Origin of the sequence: Streptomyces sp. UNOB3_S3 (assembly GCF_020740895.1) — a bacterium.
Classification (GTDB): Bacteria; Actinomycetota; Actinomycetes; order Streptomycetales; family Streptomycetaceae; genus Streptomyces.
In genome coordinates this window covers 1-16,169 of record NZ_JAILXP010000157.1, presented here as the reverse complement: position 1 = coordinate 16,169, position 16,169 = coordinate 1, and the positions used below count along the sequence as shown (strand labels likewise).

Annotated in this window: 15 protein-coding genes; 13 read left to right on the top strand and 2 right to left on the bottom strand. The window is 72.3% G+C overall.

Annotated elements, in window-relative coordinates; translation table 11 throughout:
- Positions 1-668 (bottom strand): pyridoxamine 5'-phosphate oxidase family protein (locus K6I33_RS18475; protein ID WP_229353735.1); only part of this gene is annotated, 668 nt, incomplete at its 3' end.
- 237 nt (positions 669-905) lie between these two features.
- Between K6I33_RS18475 and K6I33_RS18470 the strand changes: the two genes are divergently transcribed.
- From K6I33_RS18470 to K6I33_RS18430, 9 genes are all read left to right on the top strand, one after another.
- Positions 906-2,306, top strand: coding sequence for a lysine N(6)-hydroxylase/L-ornithine N(5)-oxygenase family protein (locus K6I33_RS18470; protein ID WP_229353733.1), 1,401 nt, complete (start codon positions 906-908; stop codon positions 2,304-2,306).
- A 44-nt stretch (positions 2,307-2,350) separates the two neighbouring features.
- Positions 2,351-2,701, top strand: a complete 351-nt coding sequence (locus K6I33_RS18465) for a cupin domain-containing protein (protein ID WP_229353726.1) — start codon at positions 2,351-2,353, stop codon at positions 2,699-2,701.
- A 51-nt stretch (positions 2,702-2,752) separates the two neighbouring features.
- Positions 2,753-4,408 carry a methionine--tRNA ligase gene (locus K6I33_RS18460; RefSeq protein WP_229353721.1) on the top strand — a complete coding sequence of 552 codons (1,656 nt, stop codon included), beginning with the start codon at positions 2,753-2,755 and terminating at the stop codon, positions 4,406-4,408.
- A complete protein-coding gene (locus K6I33_RS18455; RefSeq protein WP_229353718.1) occupies positions 4,405-5,499 on the top strand; it encodes an FAD-dependent oxidoreductase in 1,095 nt (364 codons plus the stop codon). The genes K6I33_RS18460 and K6I33_RS18455 overlap by 4 nt, the downstream gene beginning before the upstream one ends.
- Before the next feature lie 125 nt (positions 5,500-5,624).
- Complete coding sequence (locus K6I33_RS18450; protein WP_229353707.1) at positions 5,625-6,695, top strand: ETX/MTX2 family pore-forming toxin; 1,071 nt, start codon at positions 5,625-5,627, stop codon at positions 6,693-6,695.
- A 228-nt stretch (positions 6,696-6,923) separates the two neighbouring features.
- A complete protein-coding gene (locus tag K6I33_RS18445; protein WP_229353703.1) occupies positions 6,924-7,694 on the top strand; it encodes a TNT domain-containing protein in 771 nt (256 codons plus the stop codon).
- Positions 7,691-7,948, top strand: coding sequence for a hypothetical protein (locus tag K6I33_RS18440; RefSeq protein ID WP_229353701.1), 258 nt, complete (start codon positions 7,691-7,693; stop codon positions 7,946-7,948). Before K6I33_RS18445 ends, K6I33_RS18440 begins: the two co-directional genes overlap by 4 nt.
- A gap of 75 nt (positions 7,949-8,023) precedes the next feature.
- The gene (locus K6I33_RS18435) at positions 8,024-8,866 is read left to right on the top strand and encodes a cyclopropane-fatty-acyl-phospholipid synthase family protein (protein WP_229353699.1); all 843 of its coding nucleotides are present in this window, start codon (positions 8,024-8,026) and stop codon (positions 8,864-8,866) included.
- Between the two features lie 291 nt (positions 8,867-9,157).
- Entirely contained in the window at positions 9,158-9,817 is a 660-nt protein-coding gene (locus tag K6I33_RS18430; protein WP_229353691.1) for a transglycosylase SLT domain-containing protein, read from the top strand.
- A gap of 74 nt (positions 9,818-9,891) precedes the next feature.
- Here K6I33_RS18430 and K6I33_RS18425 read toward each other — a convergent pair whose 3' ends face one another.
- Entirely contained in the window at positions 9,892-10,743 is an 852-nt protein-coding gene (locus K6I33_RS18425) for an SDR family NAD(P)-dependent oxidoreductase (protein ID WP_229353681.1), read from the bottom strand.
- 94 nt (positions 10,744-10,837) lie between these two features.
- Between K6I33_RS18425 and K6I33_RS18420 the strand changes: the two genes are divergently transcribed.
- The 4 genes from K6I33_RS18420 (at position 10,838) to pfkB (ending at position 16,152) form a co-directional block, all read left to right on the top strand.
- The gene (locus tag K6I33_RS18420) at positions 10,838-11,311 is read left to right on the top strand and encodes a MarR family winged helix-turn-helix transcriptional regulator (RefSeq protein WP_229353678.1); all 474 of its coding nucleotides are present in this window, start codon (positions 10,838-10,840) and stop codon (positions 11,309-11,311) included.
- Positions 11,312-11,459: 148 nt separating this feature from the next.
- Complete coding sequence (locus K6I33_RS18415; protein ID WP_229353674.1) at positions 11,460-14,321, top strand: M4 family metallopeptidase; 2,862 nt, start codon at positions 11,460-11,462, stop codon at positions 14,319-14,321.
- Between the two features lie 125 nt (positions 14,322-14,446).
- Positions 14,447-15,208 carry a DeoR/GlpR family DNA-binding transcription regulator gene (locus tag K6I33_RS18410; RefSeq protein ID WP_229353671.1) on the top strand — a complete coding sequence of 254 codons (762 nt, stop codon included), beginning with the start codon at positions 14,447-14,449 and terminating at the stop codon, positions 15,206-15,208.
- Positions 15,205-16,152, top strand: a complete 948-nt coding sequence (gene pfkB, locus K6I33_RS18405) for a 1-phosphofructokinase (protein ID WP_229353670.1) — start codon at positions 15,205-15,207, stop codon at positions 16,150-16,152. Before K6I33_RS18410 ends, pfkB begins: the two co-directional genes overlap by 4 nt.
- Positions 16,153-16,169 lie beyond the last annotated feature (17 nt).

The window sequence follows — 16,169 nt, the reverse complement described above, 5'->3', positions numbered from 1 at the left end:
AGGTGGGCGGGGGCGGTTATCCCCTCGGCCAGCGCGGGGTCGGCCTCCAGGGCGCCCCAGGCCTGCCGGAGGGGCAGGACGCCCGCCCAGATACCCAGTTCGGCGTCGGGACCGTCGCCGTCGTCGGGCGGGCCGGTGCGGACCTTCACCGAGGCCTCCTCCAGCGACAGCGCGAGCAGGGCGGTCGCGGCGAGTTCCTTGCGGCTGGGGCGGCGGGCGTAGTCCCACTGGCCGGGGGTGACGTGCTCGGTGAGACAGCGCAGCCCGGCGAGCTTCTCCTCCGGGTCGGTCACGGCCCTCGGCACGCCGTAGACCATGGCGCTGCGGTAGTTGACGCCGTGCTCGAAGACGGACCGGGCCAGGACCAGGCCGTCGACGTGAGTGACCGTCAGACAGACGGCCGCCCCGGGCGAGGCGACCAGGCTGCGGCTGGCGACGGAGCCGTGGAAGTAGAGCGTGGTGCCGTCCGTGCCGTAGACGGTGGGCACGACCATGGGGACGCCGTCCACCACCACGCCCAGGTGGCACAGGAATCCGGCCCGGAGCACGGCGTCGAGGTCGGCCCGGCTCGTGCTGCCCTGCTCGCGCAGGCGGCGGTGGCGGGTGCGTTCGGTCACGGGGAGGGTGCCGGACAGTTCGGTGGCCTGATCTGGATCATGTTCGAACACGATGCGTCAGCCTGCCCGCCCTGCGGGCTTTTGGCAAGAGATCTCATCGCCCAGAGGCCGCGCTTGCGGTGAATCCACCGTGAGTCACTCAAATACCAAAGGATTACTTGCCTTTCGTCTCCACGTGGGCAAAGGTGTTCGAGCGGTCCGTCCTGTGACGAGCCTCCGCCTCCGGCCCCTGGAATCCGGCCACTGGAACCCCTGGAGCCCCTGGAACCCCTGCACGAAAGAGTGGGAATGACGACAGACCTGCACTCCCCGGCGGAGCCGCTCGACCTCCTGGGCGTGGGAATCGGCCCGTTCAACCTCTCGCTCGCCGCGATGGCCGACAGCGTGCCCGGCCTGCGGACGGCCTTCCTGGAGCGGACGCAGGAATTCCGCTGGCATCCGGGGCTGATGATCGACGGTACGACCCTCCAAGTCCCGTTCCTGGCCGACCTGGTCAGCCTGGTCGACCCGACGAGCCCCTGGTCCTTCCTCGGCTACCTCAAGGCGATCGGGCGGCTCTTCCCGTTCTACTTCTCCGAGCAGTTGCACATCCACCGCGCCGAGTACGACGCGTACTGCCGCTGGGCGAGCGAGGAACTGACCCAGTGCCACTTCGGCCACCACGTCGACGCGATCACATGGGACGAGCGGCACCAGGTGTTCACCGTCGACTACACCTACGAGAACGGCGACGAGGTCCTGGCCGGTCGCGGCCACGCCCGTAACCTGGTGCTCGGCATCGGCACGGAACCCGCCATTCCGTCGGTGCTGCGGCCGTTGACCGACGACCCCGCCGTGACGGCCCTCCACTCCGCCGACTACCTGTCCCGCCGCGCGGAACTGCTCACGAAGCGCCACGTCACCGTCATCGGTTCCGGCCAGTCCGGCGCCGAGGTCTTCCTGGACCTGCTGCGCGCCCGGCCCGAGGGCGCCGAGGGCCTCCAGTGGATCAGCCGCTCCCCGGCCTTCGCCCCCATGGAGTACTCGAAGCTGGGCCTGGAGCAGTTCACCCCGGACTACACCCGCTTCTTCCGCCGGCTGCCCCAGGAGACCCGCGACCAGCTGCTGCCGCGGCAGTGGCAGCTGTACAAGGGCATCAGCGCCGACACCCTCGGCGACATCCACGACGAGCTCTACCGGCGCACCCTGACCGGCGGCTGGCCCGACGCCGTCCTGCGCCCCGCCACGGCCGTCCGCGGCGGGCGGGCCCGCGAGGGCCGGATCGAACTGGAGCTGGAGCACGTCCAGGAGGGCGGCCGCGAGACGCTCACGACCGACGCGGTCGTCCTCGCCACCGGTTACGCCGAGCGCCCCAGCGACGGTCTGCTGCGCGGCCTCGAACCCTTCCTCGTCCGGGACCCGGCCGGACGGACGATGGTCGACGCCGACTACCGGCTGGCCCTCGACGGGCCGGTCACCGGCTCCGTCTTCGTCCAGAACGCGGAACGGCACACCCACGGCGTCGGCGCACCCGACCTGGGGCTCGCCGCCTGGCGCTCGGCCGTCATCCTCAACGCGCTGACGGGCCGGGAGGTCCACCCCCTGCCCTCGCGCACCGCGTTCACCACCTTCGGGATCCCGCGCGCCGGACGGTCCGCCGACGCCGACAACCGCGCCGACGACACGGCCGGCTCGGCCGCCCGGCGCTGATCCCCCCCGTTCCTCTTCCCGCTTCCCTACCCTCCGGAGCAGCCATGCTGATCAGGAAGACGGGCGAAGACCAGCTGGTCGACGCCTACGGCATCCGTTTCCAGCAGATCTACCCGCACGGCGGTGAGGAACTCGCTCCCTGGGGCGTGGGCCGCGCCGTCGTCGAGCCGGGTGGCGCCACCGATCCGCACGACCACGAGGACCACGAGATGTTCGTGTTCCTCTCCGGCCACGGGGTGCTGACCGTCGACGGCGAGGAGTGCGAGGTCGGGCCCGAGGTCACCGCGCTGCTCCCGGCCGGCAGCCGGCACCACGTGCGCAACACCAGCGACACCGAGCGGCTGGTCTTCCTCTCCGTGTACTGGCCCACGGAGCACGGTCCCATCGACCTCTGAAGCCCGTACCGCCCCTCCAGACCGCCGAGACTTCCCCTCCGGAGCCCCGTCATGCCCTCCTTCACCCTGGTCACCGCCGCACCGCCCACCCCCAACGGCGATCTCCACCTCGGCCATCTGTCGGGCCCCTACTCGGGCGCCGACATCCGGATCCGCGCCCACCGACTGCTCGGCGCCGACGGCCTGTTCGTGACCGGCTCCGACCTCCACCAGAGCTATGTGCCCACCAAGGCCCGGCGGGACGGCACCGACCCCCTGGAGATGGCGGAGGGCTTCGCCGACGAGATCGCCCGGATCTTCGACTCCGCCCGCTTCACCCCCGACGCCTACGTCCGGCCCTGGCGCTCGGAGCTCCACCGCAGCATCGTCGGCGAGTTCTTCGCCCGGCTGCACGACCGGGGAGCGCTGCGCGTCCGCACCGAGCAGGCCCTGTTCTGCGGCGACTGCGAGCGGTACCTCTTCGAGGCGCACCTCACCGGCAAGTGCCCGCACTGCGGCAGCGCCAGCGACGGCAACTCCTGCGAGAACTGCGCACTGCCCAACCGGGTCACCGACGTCGTCGCCCCCCTCTGCAACACCTGCGGCGGCACGCCCGAGGAGCGCCCCGTCGAGCGGCTGGTCTTCCCCTTGAGTGAGTACGCCGACCGGCTGCGCGCCTTCCACGCGGCCACCGCCATGAGCCCCCAGCTGGAGGCCCTGTGCGCGGACATGATCGAGCGGGGCCTGCCCGACATCCCCGTCAGCCACCCCACCGACTGGGGCCTGCCGATGCCCGTCCCCGGCTTCGAGGACCAGCGGATCTACGTCTGGGCCGAGATGATGCCCGGCTACTTCGCCGAGCTGGCCGAGGCCCTGCGCGCGTCGGGCCGGGACGCGGACGAGTGGCGTTCGGTGTGGAACGACCCGCAGACCGAGATCGTCCAGTTCTTCGGCTTCGACAACGGCTACTTCCACGCCCTGCTCCAGCCCGCCCTGCTGATGGCCTACGACGCGGACTTCCAGCTTCCCCGGGCCCTGGTGACCAACGAGTTCTACCAGCTGGGCTCGTCCAAGTTCTCCACCAGCCGCCGCCACGCCGTCTGGGCCAACGACCTGCTGGCCGCCGTGCCCGCCGACACCGCCCGCTTCGTCCTCTCCCACGACCGCCCCGAGAGCGAGCGGACCTCCTTCGGCTGGGAGCGCTTCCACGAGCTGGCCGACGACGAGCTGGCCGGGCGCTGGCAGTCCTGGCTGACCGGCCTGTTCACCCGGATCGAGACCCAGGCCGGGGGCGCGATACCGGCGGGCGAGCCCCTGCCGTCCCAGGAGCGGTTCCTGCGGCTGCTGGAGCGCATCGCCGAGGACTGCCTGAACGCCTACTCCGCCGCGGACTTCTCCCCCCGCCGCGCCACCCGGCTGCTGCGCGAACTGGTCAGCTGCGCCCAGGACTTCGCGGCCGCCCAGAGCCGCACCCGGGACACCGGCCCCGGCTCCGGCCGGGCCGCCGCCGCGCTCGCCGCCGAGGCCGCCGCCGCGCGGACGCTCGCCCAGCTCGCCCACCCGGTCATGCCGGACTTCGCGAGCCGGCTGTGGACCGCCCTCGGCGAGACCGGCGAGCCGCGCTGGGACGGTGTGCGGGCGCCCGCCGCGGGCCGGCGCGTCGACACCGCCGCCCGTTTCTTCACGCCGCTGCCCGCCGATCTCGAAGCGCGGGTCATGGCGTCGTGACCCGTACGGCCCTGGTGGTCGGGGCGGGGGTCTTCGGCCTGGCCACCGCCCGCGCGCTCACCGTCCGCGGCTGGTCGGTGCGCGTCCTCGACCCCAACGAACCCGGAACGGAAGGCCCTTCGAGCGCGGAGACCCGCATCCTGCGCCTCGCCCACGGCACGGACGACTGGTACACGCGCCTGGCCCACCGGGCGACCGCGCGGTGGCGGGAGCTGGAACGGGAGACCGGCCGGCGGCTCCTGCTGCCCACCGGTGTCCTCACCCTGGGCCCCAGCGACGGCGACGAGTGGGAACGGGCGAGCGCGGCACGGCTGCACGGCCTCGGCGCACCGGTCGAGACCCTGACCGCCGACGCCGTGACCCGCCGCTTCCCCGGCTTCGACGGCGCCGGGACCGGCACGGCCCTGTTCGAACCGGAGGCCGGGGTGCTCCTGGCCCGGGCGGCGGTCCGCGCGCTCGCCGGGTCCGCCCGGGAGCGGGGTGCGGAGCTGCTGCGCGGTGCCGCCGTCCCCGACGGGGGCACGGCCGTCGTGGGCGGCGAGCCGCTGCGCGCCGACCTGACGGTCTGGGCGGTCGGGCCGGCGCTGCCCGCGCTCTTCCCCGGGCTGACCTCGGTCCGCCCGTACCGCCAGGACAGCTGGTACGTACGGCCGCGGGGCCCCTGGGCACGGGCCGGGGGGCGGGCCGAGGGCCCGGCCGGGGGACAGCCGGCCTGGCTGGACCGGGCGCACGGCTGCTACGGCATCCCCGCGGTCGGGGAGCTCGGCGTCAAGGTCGTACCGGACGTGGAGACCGACCCGGGCGCCGCCTGCGACCCGGCCCCCGAGGAGATCCCGCGGGCCCTGCGGGACTACCTCCGCGCCCGGCTCCCCCACCTCGCCGATTCCCCCGTCCTGCGCCGTGAGGTCTGCTCGTACGCGCTGGCCCCGGACGAGCACTTCCTGCTCGCCCCGCACCCGGGCCGCCGGGACGTCTGGCTGGTGGGCGGCGACTCCGGTCACGGCTTCAAGCACGGGCCCGAGTGGGGCGAGTACGTGGCCGACGTCGTCGAGGGGCGGTGCGCGGCGCTGCCGCGGTTCGCGCTGCGCTGACCGTGGCCATGCGCGTCCGCGCGACGGCGGGGTGTGAGCAAGTCGGGGGATTCCAGGGTTTCTTCCGGTGCTCCTGGGGTGTTCGGGACCAAAGTCCCTATGCAGGGCGGCGAAAGCGGAATCCAATGATCAACAAGCAACTCGCCCCCTCCGCCACCGACCCCAAGAAGGTACGGAATTCAATGAGTTATGTCTCCCGACGCAGCGTTCTCGCACTCGCTCCCGCTGTCGGAGTCGCGGCCGCCGTCCCCCTGTCCGTAGCGACCGCGAGCGCCGCCGGCGCCGCTCCCCGTCCGCAGGCGAGCGCCAAGGGCAAGGGCGCCGTCCGCTCGCTCCAGGAGATAACGGACGAGTGGGGGAAGTGGATGGCCCGGGAGAGATTCCCGAAGTCCAACGGCTGCCGCTTCACCGCGTCCACCGACTACGGCAAGCAGAGCGCCCTCGGCGACTACCACAAGCACCAGGTCTCGGCGAAGTACAGCGGCATCGTCTACGACCCCAACGCCCCCTCCCCCGTGCCGGGCCAGGTCAGCTCCGTCGCCACCAACTACCGCAACGGCACGGACGTCGAGCAGCAGGTCACCTACAAGCAGAGCAAGACCACCGAGCAGGACCTGCGGATCTCGGTCACCGAGTCGCTGAAGATCGGCGTCACCATGGAGGTCTCGGCGGAGATCCCCGCCGTCGCCAAGGTCAGCGAGACCACGTCGATCGAGGCCAGCCTCTCCTCCACGCAGGAGTACACCCACAAGGAGACGCAGAACTGGAGCGTCGACCTCCCGCTGAAGATCCCCGCGAAGTCGGTCGTCGAGGCGTCGCTCGTGGTCGGCACCCAGAAGTACGACATCGACTGGACCGCCACCGTCAACCTCAGCGGAAACGTGGCCGTCTGGTTCAACGAGAAGGTCGACCTCAACCACGACGGCGACAACCACTGGCTGTGGTTCGTCCCCATCGAGGAGGTCCTCCGCGACTGCCGGGCCAACGGCATCGTCGACGTGACCGGCTACGAGGTCACGGCGGACGGCGTGAGCGCCTTCGCGAGCGGCAAGTTCAGCGGCGGCCAGGGCGTGTCCCTCAACATCAACGCCGTGCAGAAGCCGCTCGACGGCCGGCAGAAGCGCAGCGTCGAGACGCAGACGATCCCGGTCCCCCTCGACCGGAACGGCAAGAAGGTGAGCGTTCCCGGCCGCTGAGGCGGGGCGGCCGGGGCCGGGGCCGCGGGAACGGCGGGAGCCGCGGGAGCCGCGGGAGCCGCGGGAGCCGCGGGAACGGCCGGAATCATTCCCTCCTCTTCATCTGGCTGATCTTGGCCTGCCTCCACGGCCGGGACCCGGGAGAACATGCGAGAGCACGGCGACCCATGAGGTCGCCGTGCTCTTCGTGTGTCGACGAGAACCCGGGTGAAGGGGAGAAGGAAGAGAATGAACAGCCGAATACGCTTACTCGTGGCGGTCTGCGGAGCGACGCTCACCGGCGCACTGCTCACCGGACCCGCGACCGCCGCCCCGGCGGCGGAGGACAGCCGGAGCCGCGTCCCCGTGGCCGCCATGGGCGCGGGCGACGGGACGAAGGCGGCCGACCTTCAGGCCAAACTGTGCACGGGCGCGTTCGACACGAAGAACCCCCAGCTCGGCCCTGCCACCAACACCCTCCCCGGCCCCGCGCAGAAGCCCGTCGGACCGCTGCTCAAGGGCTACGACAGAACCGGGAAGCTCAAGCCCGACGCGTTCCTCAGCGCCTACTGGACGGGCAAGCCCACCTGGAAGTACCCGCCGGACGACGGCTTCGCCCGGCACGGCGGCAAGCTCGACAAGAACAAGACCCGGCTGAAGGCCGGCCAGAAGCTCGACCGCTTCGGCCACGAGGGCGGCTCCTTCCTCGCCCCCGCCGGCGCCCCGTACTCCCAGCGCGCCCTGCCGCCGGACAGCCTCCAGACCATCGACGACAAGTACCCCTGCAACTACCACGTCTACACCGTCGCCAAGCCCTTCACGGTCTGGCAGGGCGGCATCGCCGCGTGGTTCGAGCAGCCCGGCGGCGGCCTGCAGATCCAGCTCGACCCGGCCCTGGTACCCGGCGCCCCCACCCCGAAGCTCAGCGTGAAATGGCTGATCGACAACGGCTACCTCACACGCACCGGCACGAGCGCCGGCATGAGCATGAGCGCCGGCACGAGCGCCACGACGGGATGACCGGACCGCTGGACCGGCGGACGGTGTGCGCGGCGCTGCGCGCGGCGGGAGTGAACGACCGCCTCTACTCCGTCGAGGGCGTCCACGAGCCCGCGGCGCCGCTCCCCGACTTCCACTTCCTGCGCCTGCGCGCCGGGATGTGGGAGACCGGTCTCTTCGAACGCGGGGAGTACGCCGTGACGGCGCGCTTCCCCGCGTCGGAGGAGGCGGCCGCCTGCCACGAACTGCTGCGGCGGCTGCTCCCGGGTGAATGAGCCGGGCCGGGCAGCAGGCCCAGGCACCAGACAGCCAGAACAAGCACTTCCGCGAAGAAATCCCTGGGGAAAACGATGTCTCACGACGACAGCACACGCCGCTACTACGACACCGAGGACGTCGACGCCTTCTACGCCAGGATCTGGGGCGGCGAGGACATCCACACCGGGATCTACGCCCACGAGCGGGAGCCGGTCGCGGCCGCCTCCCGGCGGACGATCGAGCGGGCGGCCGACAAGATCGCGGAACGCCTCGCCCCGCTCGGCCCGGCGTGCCGGATCCTGGACCTGGGCTCCGGCTACGGCGGCCCCACCCGCTACCTGGCCGAGCGCTTCGGGTGCCGCGTCGTCGCCCTCAACATCAGCGAGAACCAGAACGAGCACCACCGCGAGGTCAACGCGGAGCGCGGGCTGGACGGCCTGATCGAGGTCGTCACGGGGTCGTTCCAGGACATTCCCTTCACGGACGGGTACTTCGACGTGGTGTGGTCCCAGGAGGCGTTCTGCCACAGCGGCGACCGCCAGGGGCTGCTGCGCGAGGCGGTCCGTGTGCTGGCCCCCCGGGGCGACCTGGTCTTCACCGATCTGATGGCGGCCGAGGACACCCCTCCGGAGGCCCTGCACCGGACGATCGCGCGGCTCGAGGTGGACGCCCTGGCCACGCCTTCCTTCTATCGCCGCGAGCTCACCGCGCTCGGGCTGGCACGCGTCGACTTCGACGACCGGAGCGAGCAGCTGCTCACCCACTACATACGGCTCGCCGACGAGACACGGCGCCGGGCGGCGGAGCTCGGCGACGTCATCAGCCCCGGCTATCTGGCGGGCCTCATGGAGAACCTGCCCCTATGGGTGGACGCCTGCCGCGACGGCCTGCTGCGCTGGGGCATCTTCCACGCACGGCACGCACATGCGGGGTGACGTGCGGTGACGGCGAGGGGGCCGAGGTGTGAGGCCGCCCATGAGAGCTGGGTCACCTACGAGGTGGGGTAGTGGGGTGGCGGCCCGCCTGTGGGGGCATTTCGGGCATTTGGGTTGTGGTCTGGACCTCGTTCCTTGGGGTGTCGCGTAGTAGGTCACACCTTTGCCAGCCGGATCCGCCGCCGCTAACAATTGCGGAGTCGCCTGGCGCCGTGGACCGAGAAACGGCGCATTTACTTCGCGCCAATGACGGCCACCGGCGGCTTCGCGATTGGAAGGTTCACCTCAGCCATGCGTTCCACGATCTCCGGTTATACCGCTCTGCCCAAGGCCCATAAGATCTCCGCCACCGCTGTCCTGGTGGCCGCTGGTGCCGCTGTCGCCCTGGCCGCCGTCCCGGCCACCGCCGCCGACACGCACTCGGTCAAGACCGTCGCCCAGAGCGCCAACGAGTTCGGTGCCACGCAGCAGGCCGAGCTGGCCAAGGCCACCGACGCCGCCATCACCCAGGCCACCACCACCGCCAAGGCCAAGACCACCACCAAGGCCGGTGACGAGCGCGCCAACCGCTCCACCGACCGCAAGGCCCTCAAGCCCGCCAAGCCCGCCGCCCCGGCGAAGAAGGCCTACGCGGACAACCTGGACGGCTGGATCAAGGAGTCCCTGGACATCCTGAGCTCGAAGGGCATCCCCGCCTCCTACGACGGCATCAAGCGCAACGTCATGCGTGAGTCGACCGGCAACCCCAACGCCATCAACGACTGGGACGTCAACGCCGTCAACGGCGTCCCCTCCAAGGGCCTGCTCCAGATCATCGACCCGACCTTCAAGGCGTATCACGTCGAGGGCACCTCCTGGAACATCTACGACCCGGTCGCCAACATCACCGCCTCCTGCGCCTACGCCGCCGACAAGTACGGCTCCATGGACAACGTCAACTCCGCGTACTGACCCACGCACCAAAAGCGACCCCGCACCACACAGGGCGGCGGCACCCCACCCCGGGGCGCCGCCGCCCTTGCCGTTCACGACGACGAGACCCAGGACCCGGTGAGGGCCTGGACGGCGGAGCCGTCGGCGTCGGCGAGCTTGGTGCCGACGAAGTCGCGCGCCCACGCGGAGGTCTGCACGCGGAAGGGCGGCCGCTCCGCCGTGAGCACGCCGACGACGGAGGCGGCGGCCTCGGCGGCACTCTGGGCGTTGCCGAAGGACGCCAGGGTGCGGTCGATGTAGGCCTGCAGGGCCGGCGCGTAGGGCCCGGCGGCCTCCAGCAGCGCGGGGATGTCCAGGTTCTGGCTGGTGACGAACTCGCTGGCCACCGCGCCCGGCTCGACGACCGAGACGCTCACGCCGGTGGTCGCCGCGACCGGGGCCAGGGACTCCATAAAGCCTTCGGCGGCGAATTTGGCCGCGCAGTACGCCTCGTTGAAAGGCTGCCCGACGACGCCGCCGACGCTGGTGACCGTGACGACCTTGCCGCGCGAGGCACGCAGGTGCGGCATGGCCGCGCGGGTCGTCTCCACGACGCCGAAGAAGTTGACCTCCATCGCCGCACGGAACGGGGCGGAGCCGCTCCGCTCGACGGTGCCGACCACGCCGGCGCCGGCGTTGTTGACCAGGGCGTCCAGGCGCCCGTACATGGCGATCGCCTGGTCCAGGCACGCCGTGATGGAGGCGGGGTCGGTCACGTCGAGGCGCTCGACGCGCACGGAGCCGGCGACGCCCGCCTGCTCGGCGGCCTCGCGCAGGGCACCCGCCCCGGCCGGGTCGCGCATGGTGGCGATCACGTTCCAGCCCTCGCGGGCGGCGGCCACGGCGGTCGCCAGGCCGATGCCGGAGGAGGTTCCGGTGATCAGGACGGTGGGGGCGGAGGTCACGGGCTCGTCTCTCTTCTGCTCGCACGCTCAAGTTCCGTGTGTGCGCACACACTATAACTACGTGCATGTACACACAACCCGGTAGACTGCGGGGATGTCGCGCAACGAGCTCACCCTGGGAGACCTGTCCCCCCGCGACCACGCCTTCTACGGCCTGGTGTGGGCGGGTACGACCCTCAGCGCCCACGTCGACCGGGCACTCCAGCGGACACATGGCCTTCCGCTCTCCTGGTTCGAGGTCATGCTCTGGCTGAGCGGGCAGGTCACGCCCGTCGCCGCGTCCGACCTGGGCGAGAAGACCCTGCTCAGCCGCAGCCAGGTCTCCCGTGTCGTCGACGCCCTCCAGGCGCGCGGTCTGGCGGACCGCGTCCCGTCACCGACCGACGCCCGGTCCGTGCGGGTGGAGCTCACCGAGGCCGGGCTGCGCGCCTTCGCCGAGGCGGACTTGACCCGTCGCGCGGCCCTGGCGGAAGTCTTCGACGACCTCCTCGACGACACCGACATCCAGGCCCTCGAAACCGTGTGGAGCAAGCTCAAGCAGCCACGGAAGAGCCACCCGGCGTCCTGAGCGGACCCGCGGACCCCCCCGCGCGGATCAAGGCCTGATTCCGCCCGCGGAATCAGGCCTCCCATTGATGGACCGCCCCGCCACCGCTTGCATGGCCCTGCCCGAAGACGTACCGCATCGCTTGTCGCGACGTACCGGAGGGGGAACCTTGCGCAAGCCCAGAGCACGGACGGAAAGACCGGGAGCATCCAGAGCCCGGGGCGGCATCACCGGTGCGGCGGCGCTGATCGGCGCCGCCGCACTCGTCGTCCAGGCGGCGCCGGCCGGGGCGGCCGGCGGGCCGCCGACCGCCCCGGGACAGGTGATTCCCGGCCTGCGCACCGCGACACCCGCCCTCGTCGGGGGCATCCGGGAGCCGGTGGCGGCCACGGGGAGCGCGGCGGACGCGGCGCTCGGCCATCTCGCCGCCAAGGGGAGCCGCTACCGGATCGCCGATCCCGCCCGCGACCTGGCGCCCCTGCGGACCACCGCATCCGGCACCTCGGAGACGGTGCGCTTCCAGCAGAAGCACCGGGGTGTGGACGTCCTCGGCGGGCAGTACGTCGTCCGCATGGAGAAGAAGAACGGCAAACGTGTCGTGACCGGCGCGTCTGGCAAGTACTTCACAGCGCTGACCACCGGCACCACGCCCGAGGTGAGCGAGGAAATCGCTGTCGAGCGCGCGATCGACGCGACGTTCACACGGCTCGACGCCCGGCGGTCCGACGCCCGGCGGTCCGACGCCCCGGACGCGCGGCGCGACGACGACAGCCCCCCGCCGGAGCCGCTGACCGGCACCGCGCGCGGCCTGGTCGTCCTGCCCAAGGGGACGGGTGTGCTCGCCCGGCACGTCACCGTACGCGGCACGGACCCGGCCTCCGGGGCGCCGGTGCTGGACGAGGTCTACATCGACGCCATGGACGGCTACCCGGTCCTCCAGTACAGCACTATCAAGACGTTCGACGTGCCTTCACAGGACCTCCTCTACGGCGGGTACGACCCCAACGGCACGCCGGACGCGCCCGAGCCGCCCGCGCCGGGGGCCGGAGTGCTGGGCTCCGGCGTCAGGGCGGACGGGACGACCGTCGAGCTGCGGCTGGACCGGGACGAGACGCGCAAGGAATACGTCATGCGCGACTACTCGCGGGCGCGGGACGGCGGCGGGAAGCCCATCGCCACATGGGACGCGCGCCGCAGAAACCCCGGCGAGGTGGCCGGCACCTGGCCGTCCGGTCTCAAGGAGTTCGGCTCGGCGACTCCGGCCTTCGGCAAGGAGGCCACCGAGGCCGGCGCGGTCGACGCCCACTGGGCGGCGGGCAAGGTCCACGACTACTACAAGTCCGTCCTCGGCCGGGACAGCGTCGACGGCCGGGGCATGGCGGTCAACTCCCTGGTGGGCCTCTGGGAGTACGGGCACCCGCTCAAGAACGCCCTCTGGGAGGGCACCAAGGCGGTGTACGGGGGCGGCGACGCGGAGTACCGCCCGTTCTCCGCCGCCCTGGACGTGGTCGGCCACGTGATGACGCACGGGGTCGTCGAGCGCACCGCCGGGCTCGTCTACGCGGGCCAGTCCGGGGCGCTCGCCGGGGCGGTCGCGGACTACTTCGGCAACGCCATCGACACCGACGCGCACGGAACACCCATGGACAGCCCCGAAGCGGGCCTGCTGGGCGAGGGGCTGTGCCGCACCAAGTCCCCGCGCGCGTGCGCCACCCGGGACATGAACGACGGCAGGACGACCTCCAAGTCCTTCCTCGGCGTGGGTTTCGCCACCGACAACGGCGGCGTCCACCTCAACTCCACCATCTTCTCCGGCGCCCTGTGGGACATCCGCAAGGACCTGGACCGCACCCTCGCCGACAGGATCGTCTACCGGGCGCTCACCGACTACATGACCCCGCTGGACGGCTTCACCGAGGGCCGCGACGCCGTCGTCGCCGCCGCCAAGGACCTCGGAGTCGCCGGCAAGGACCTCAGGGCCGTCGAACGGGCCTTCACCGCCCACGGCATCGTCCCCGGCTGGGAGCTCGCCATCGGCGCCGACACCGACCGGCTCCTCGGCAGGGTCACCACCACCAGGACGAACGTGGGTGCGGGCGGCGGCTGGTGGGCCGCGTCCGCGTCGAACGAGACCGGCACCGAGGCCAACTCGGTCTGGGCCGGGCGTACGGACGGCACCGGTGAGAAGAAGCTGATCAGCCCCAATGACGGCCGGAACCACGTCGAGCCGGCCACCGACGGCAGGACGGTGGTCTGGGTGGCGTACCGGGGCAACCGCGTGGAGGTCCTGGCGAGGCCGATCGCCGGCGGGCCCATCAAGAAGCTCTACGACGACCGGCACGGGGTCCACTCACCGCGGATCGCGGGGAAGGACGTGGTCTTCGAGATCGGGCAGCGCAAGGGCGGCAACCGCGTGGTGTACCTGCGGATCGGCCTGATCGAGCCGACGCGTGTCTATCCGGAATCGGGCAAGCTCTGGGCGATGACGGCATTTCCGTCACTGAGCAGCGGCCGGATCGCCTACATCGACGCGGGCCGCATCAATGGTGTCTACCGCCAGGACACCAAGGTGCTGGACATCGGGACCGGCAAGGTGACGGTGCTGCCGCAGATCGGTACGCCACGCGTTCTCGGGCGGACCGCCATCACGAGCAAGCACGTCTTCTGGCTGGTCAAAGACGTCCGGGACAGCGACAGGACCGCCGTGCGGCGCGCCGGCCTCGACGGCACGGGCGTCGTCGACATCAGCCCGGGGCAGGGCGACGGCGCGCTGTACGGCGTCGGTCTGACGGCCTCCGAGGACGCGGTCACCGTCACGGCGAGGACGCCGGACACCGCCCTGCGCAACGAGACGCTGTCCAAGCTGTGGCAGTTCTCGGCCGACGGCTCCCGCAAGGGCCGGGTCTCGTGCGACCGCGGTGAGCAGCTGGGCGCCGCCGCCGACACCGGTGCCCGGGTGGTGTGGATCGACGCGACCACCGGGTATCCCGACCTCGTCACCCGCTCCCGTCCGGCCGGGAACTGCGGCTGACGATCCTCCCCCTGCAATGCCCGTTCATGTCCGTTTGATTGCCCGAATCTGTTTACTTCTCCGCGATCAGACCCGTAGGGTGGCCGAGAACAACAGATTCGGGCATCGAACGGAAGTAATCCCTCATGTACGCACCGGAGCGTCAGCAGGAGATCCTGCGCCTCGCCCGTGAGCGCGGCCGGGTGGAGGTGCTCTCCCTCGCCGAGGACTTCCGGGTCACCGCCGAGACCGTGCGGCGCGACCTCAAGGCCCTCGACCGGGCCGGGCTCGTCCGGCGGGTCCACGGTGGCGCCATCCCCGCCGGGCGGCTCGACTTCGAGCCGGACCTCGCCGAGCGCGAGACCACGGCGGCGGACGAGAAGGACGCCATCGCGCGGGCCGCCCTCGCCGAGCTGCCCGCCGACGGCAGCGTGATCATCGACGCGGGCACGACGGCCGCCCGCCTCGCCGGGCTGCTCCCCCTGGACTCCTCCCTCACCGTCGTCACCCACGCCCTGCCGGTCGCCGCCCGGCTGGCCGATCACCCGGGCATCGCGCTGCACCTCGTCGGCGGCCGGGTACGGCGCCGTACCCGCGCCGCCGTGGACGAGTGGGCGCTGCGCGCGTACGCCGAGATCCACGCGGACGTCGCCTTCCTGGCGACGAACGGCTTCTCCGTCGACGGCGGTCTGACCACGCCCGATCTGGCGGAGGCGGCCGTCAAGCGGGCGGTGGCGGGCGCGGCGCGGCGCGTGGTGCTGCTCGCCGACTCCGGCAAGTACGGTCAGCGGCACTTCGCGCGCTTCGGCGACCTGGCCGACGTGGATCTGGTGGTGACCGACGGGGGGCTGTCGGCCGAGGACGCCCGGGCCGTCGAGCTGGCCGGGCCGGCGGTGGTCCGCGCGTGATCCTCACCGTCACTCCCAACCCCAGCCTGGACCGCACCTTCGAGGTGCCCCGGCTGGAGCGCGGCGCGGTGCTGCGGGCCGGTGCCGACCGGGTGGACCCCGGTGGCAAGGGCGTCAATGTCTCGCGTGCCGTGGCCGCCGCCGGGCGGCGCACGGTCGCGGTGCTGCCGCTGGGCGGCGCGGAGGGCGCGCTGCTGGAGCGGCTGCTGGACGAGCACGGCATCGAGGTGGCGGGCGTGCCCATCCACGGCTCGACGCGCGTGAACGTCGCCGTCGCCGAACCGGACGGCACCCTCACCAAGATCAACGCCGCGGGTCCCGAGCTGACCCCGGCCGAGGCGGACACCCTGCTGGCCGCCGTGGGGGCACGGTCGGCCGGTGCGGACTGGGTCGCCTGCTGCGGCAGCCTGCCGCGCGGCCTGGCGCCCGAGTGGTACGGGCGGCTGGTGGCCGCCGCGCACGCGGGCGGGTCCCGGATCGCCCTGGACACCTCGGGGCCCGCGCTCACCGCGGCCCTGCGGGAACGCCCGGACGTCGTCAAGCCCAACGCCCACGAGCTCGCCCAGGCCGTCGGCCGTCCGCTGGCCACGGTCGGCGACGTGGCCGACGCGGCGGAGGAGCTGCGGGCCCTGGGGGCGCGGGCGGTCCTGGCCAGCCTCGGCGCGGACGGGCAGCTGCTGGTCGACGACAGCGGCACGCACTTCGGGACGGCGCCCGTCGCCGCCGTGCGCAGCGACGTCGGCGCGGGCGACGCGTCCCTGGCCGGCTTCCTCGTCGCCGGGGGGACCGGCCCCGCCGCCCTGGCCTCGGCTCTCGCGCACGGCGCGGCGGCCGTGGGGCTGCCCGGCAGTGCGATGCCGGGCCCGGCCGATCTCGTGCCGGAGGCGGTGACGGTCACGGCGGCGGTGCCGTACGACCGCGTGCTGGCCGAGCCCGCCGCCTGACGTCCCCTCCTTCCCCC

Excerpts from the sequence above, each read along its gene's own strand:
- K6I33_RS18460 (WP_229353721.1), top strand. The coding sequence starts at position 2,753 with ATGCCCTCCTTCACCCTGGTCACCGCCGCACCGCCCACCCCCAACGGC.
- K6I33_RS18410 (WP_229353671.1), top strand. The coding sequence starts at position 14,447 with ATGTACGCACCGGAGCGTCAGCAGGAGATCCTGCGCCTCGCCCGTGAG.
- K6I33_RS18465 (WP_229353726.1), top strand. The coding sequence starts at position 2,351 with ATGCTGATCAGGAAGACGGGCGAAGACCAGCTGGTCGACGCCTACGGC.
- K6I33_RS18470 (WP_229353733.1), top strand. The coding sequence starts at position 906 with ATGACGACAGACCTGCACTCCCCGGCGGAGCCGCTCGACCTCCTGGGC.
- K6I33_RS18435 (WP_229353699.1), top strand. The coding sequence starts at position 8,024 with ATGTCTCACGACGACAGCACACGCCGCTACTACGACACCGAGGACGTC.
- K6I33_RS18445 (WP_229353703.1), top strand. The coding sequence starts at position 6,924 with ATGAACAGCCGAATACGCTTACTCGTGGCGGTCTGCGGAGCGACGCTC.
- K6I33_RS18450 (WP_229353707.1), top strand. The coding sequence starts at position 5,625 with ATGATCAACAAGCAACTCGCCCCCTCCGCCACCGACCCCAAGAAGGTA.
- K6I33_RS18420 (WP_229353678.1), top strand. The coding sequence starts at position 10,838 with ATGTCGCGCAACGAGCTCACCCTGGGAGACCTGTCCCCCCGCGACCAC.
- K6I33_RS18430 (WP_229353691.1), top strand. The coding sequence starts at position 9,158 with ATGCGTTCCACGATCTCCGGTTATACCGCTCTGCCCAAGGCCCATAAG.
- K6I33_RS18440 (WP_229353701.1), top strand. The coding sequence starts at position 7,691 with ATGACCGGACCGCTGGACCGGCGGACGGTGTGCGCGGCGCTGCGCGCG.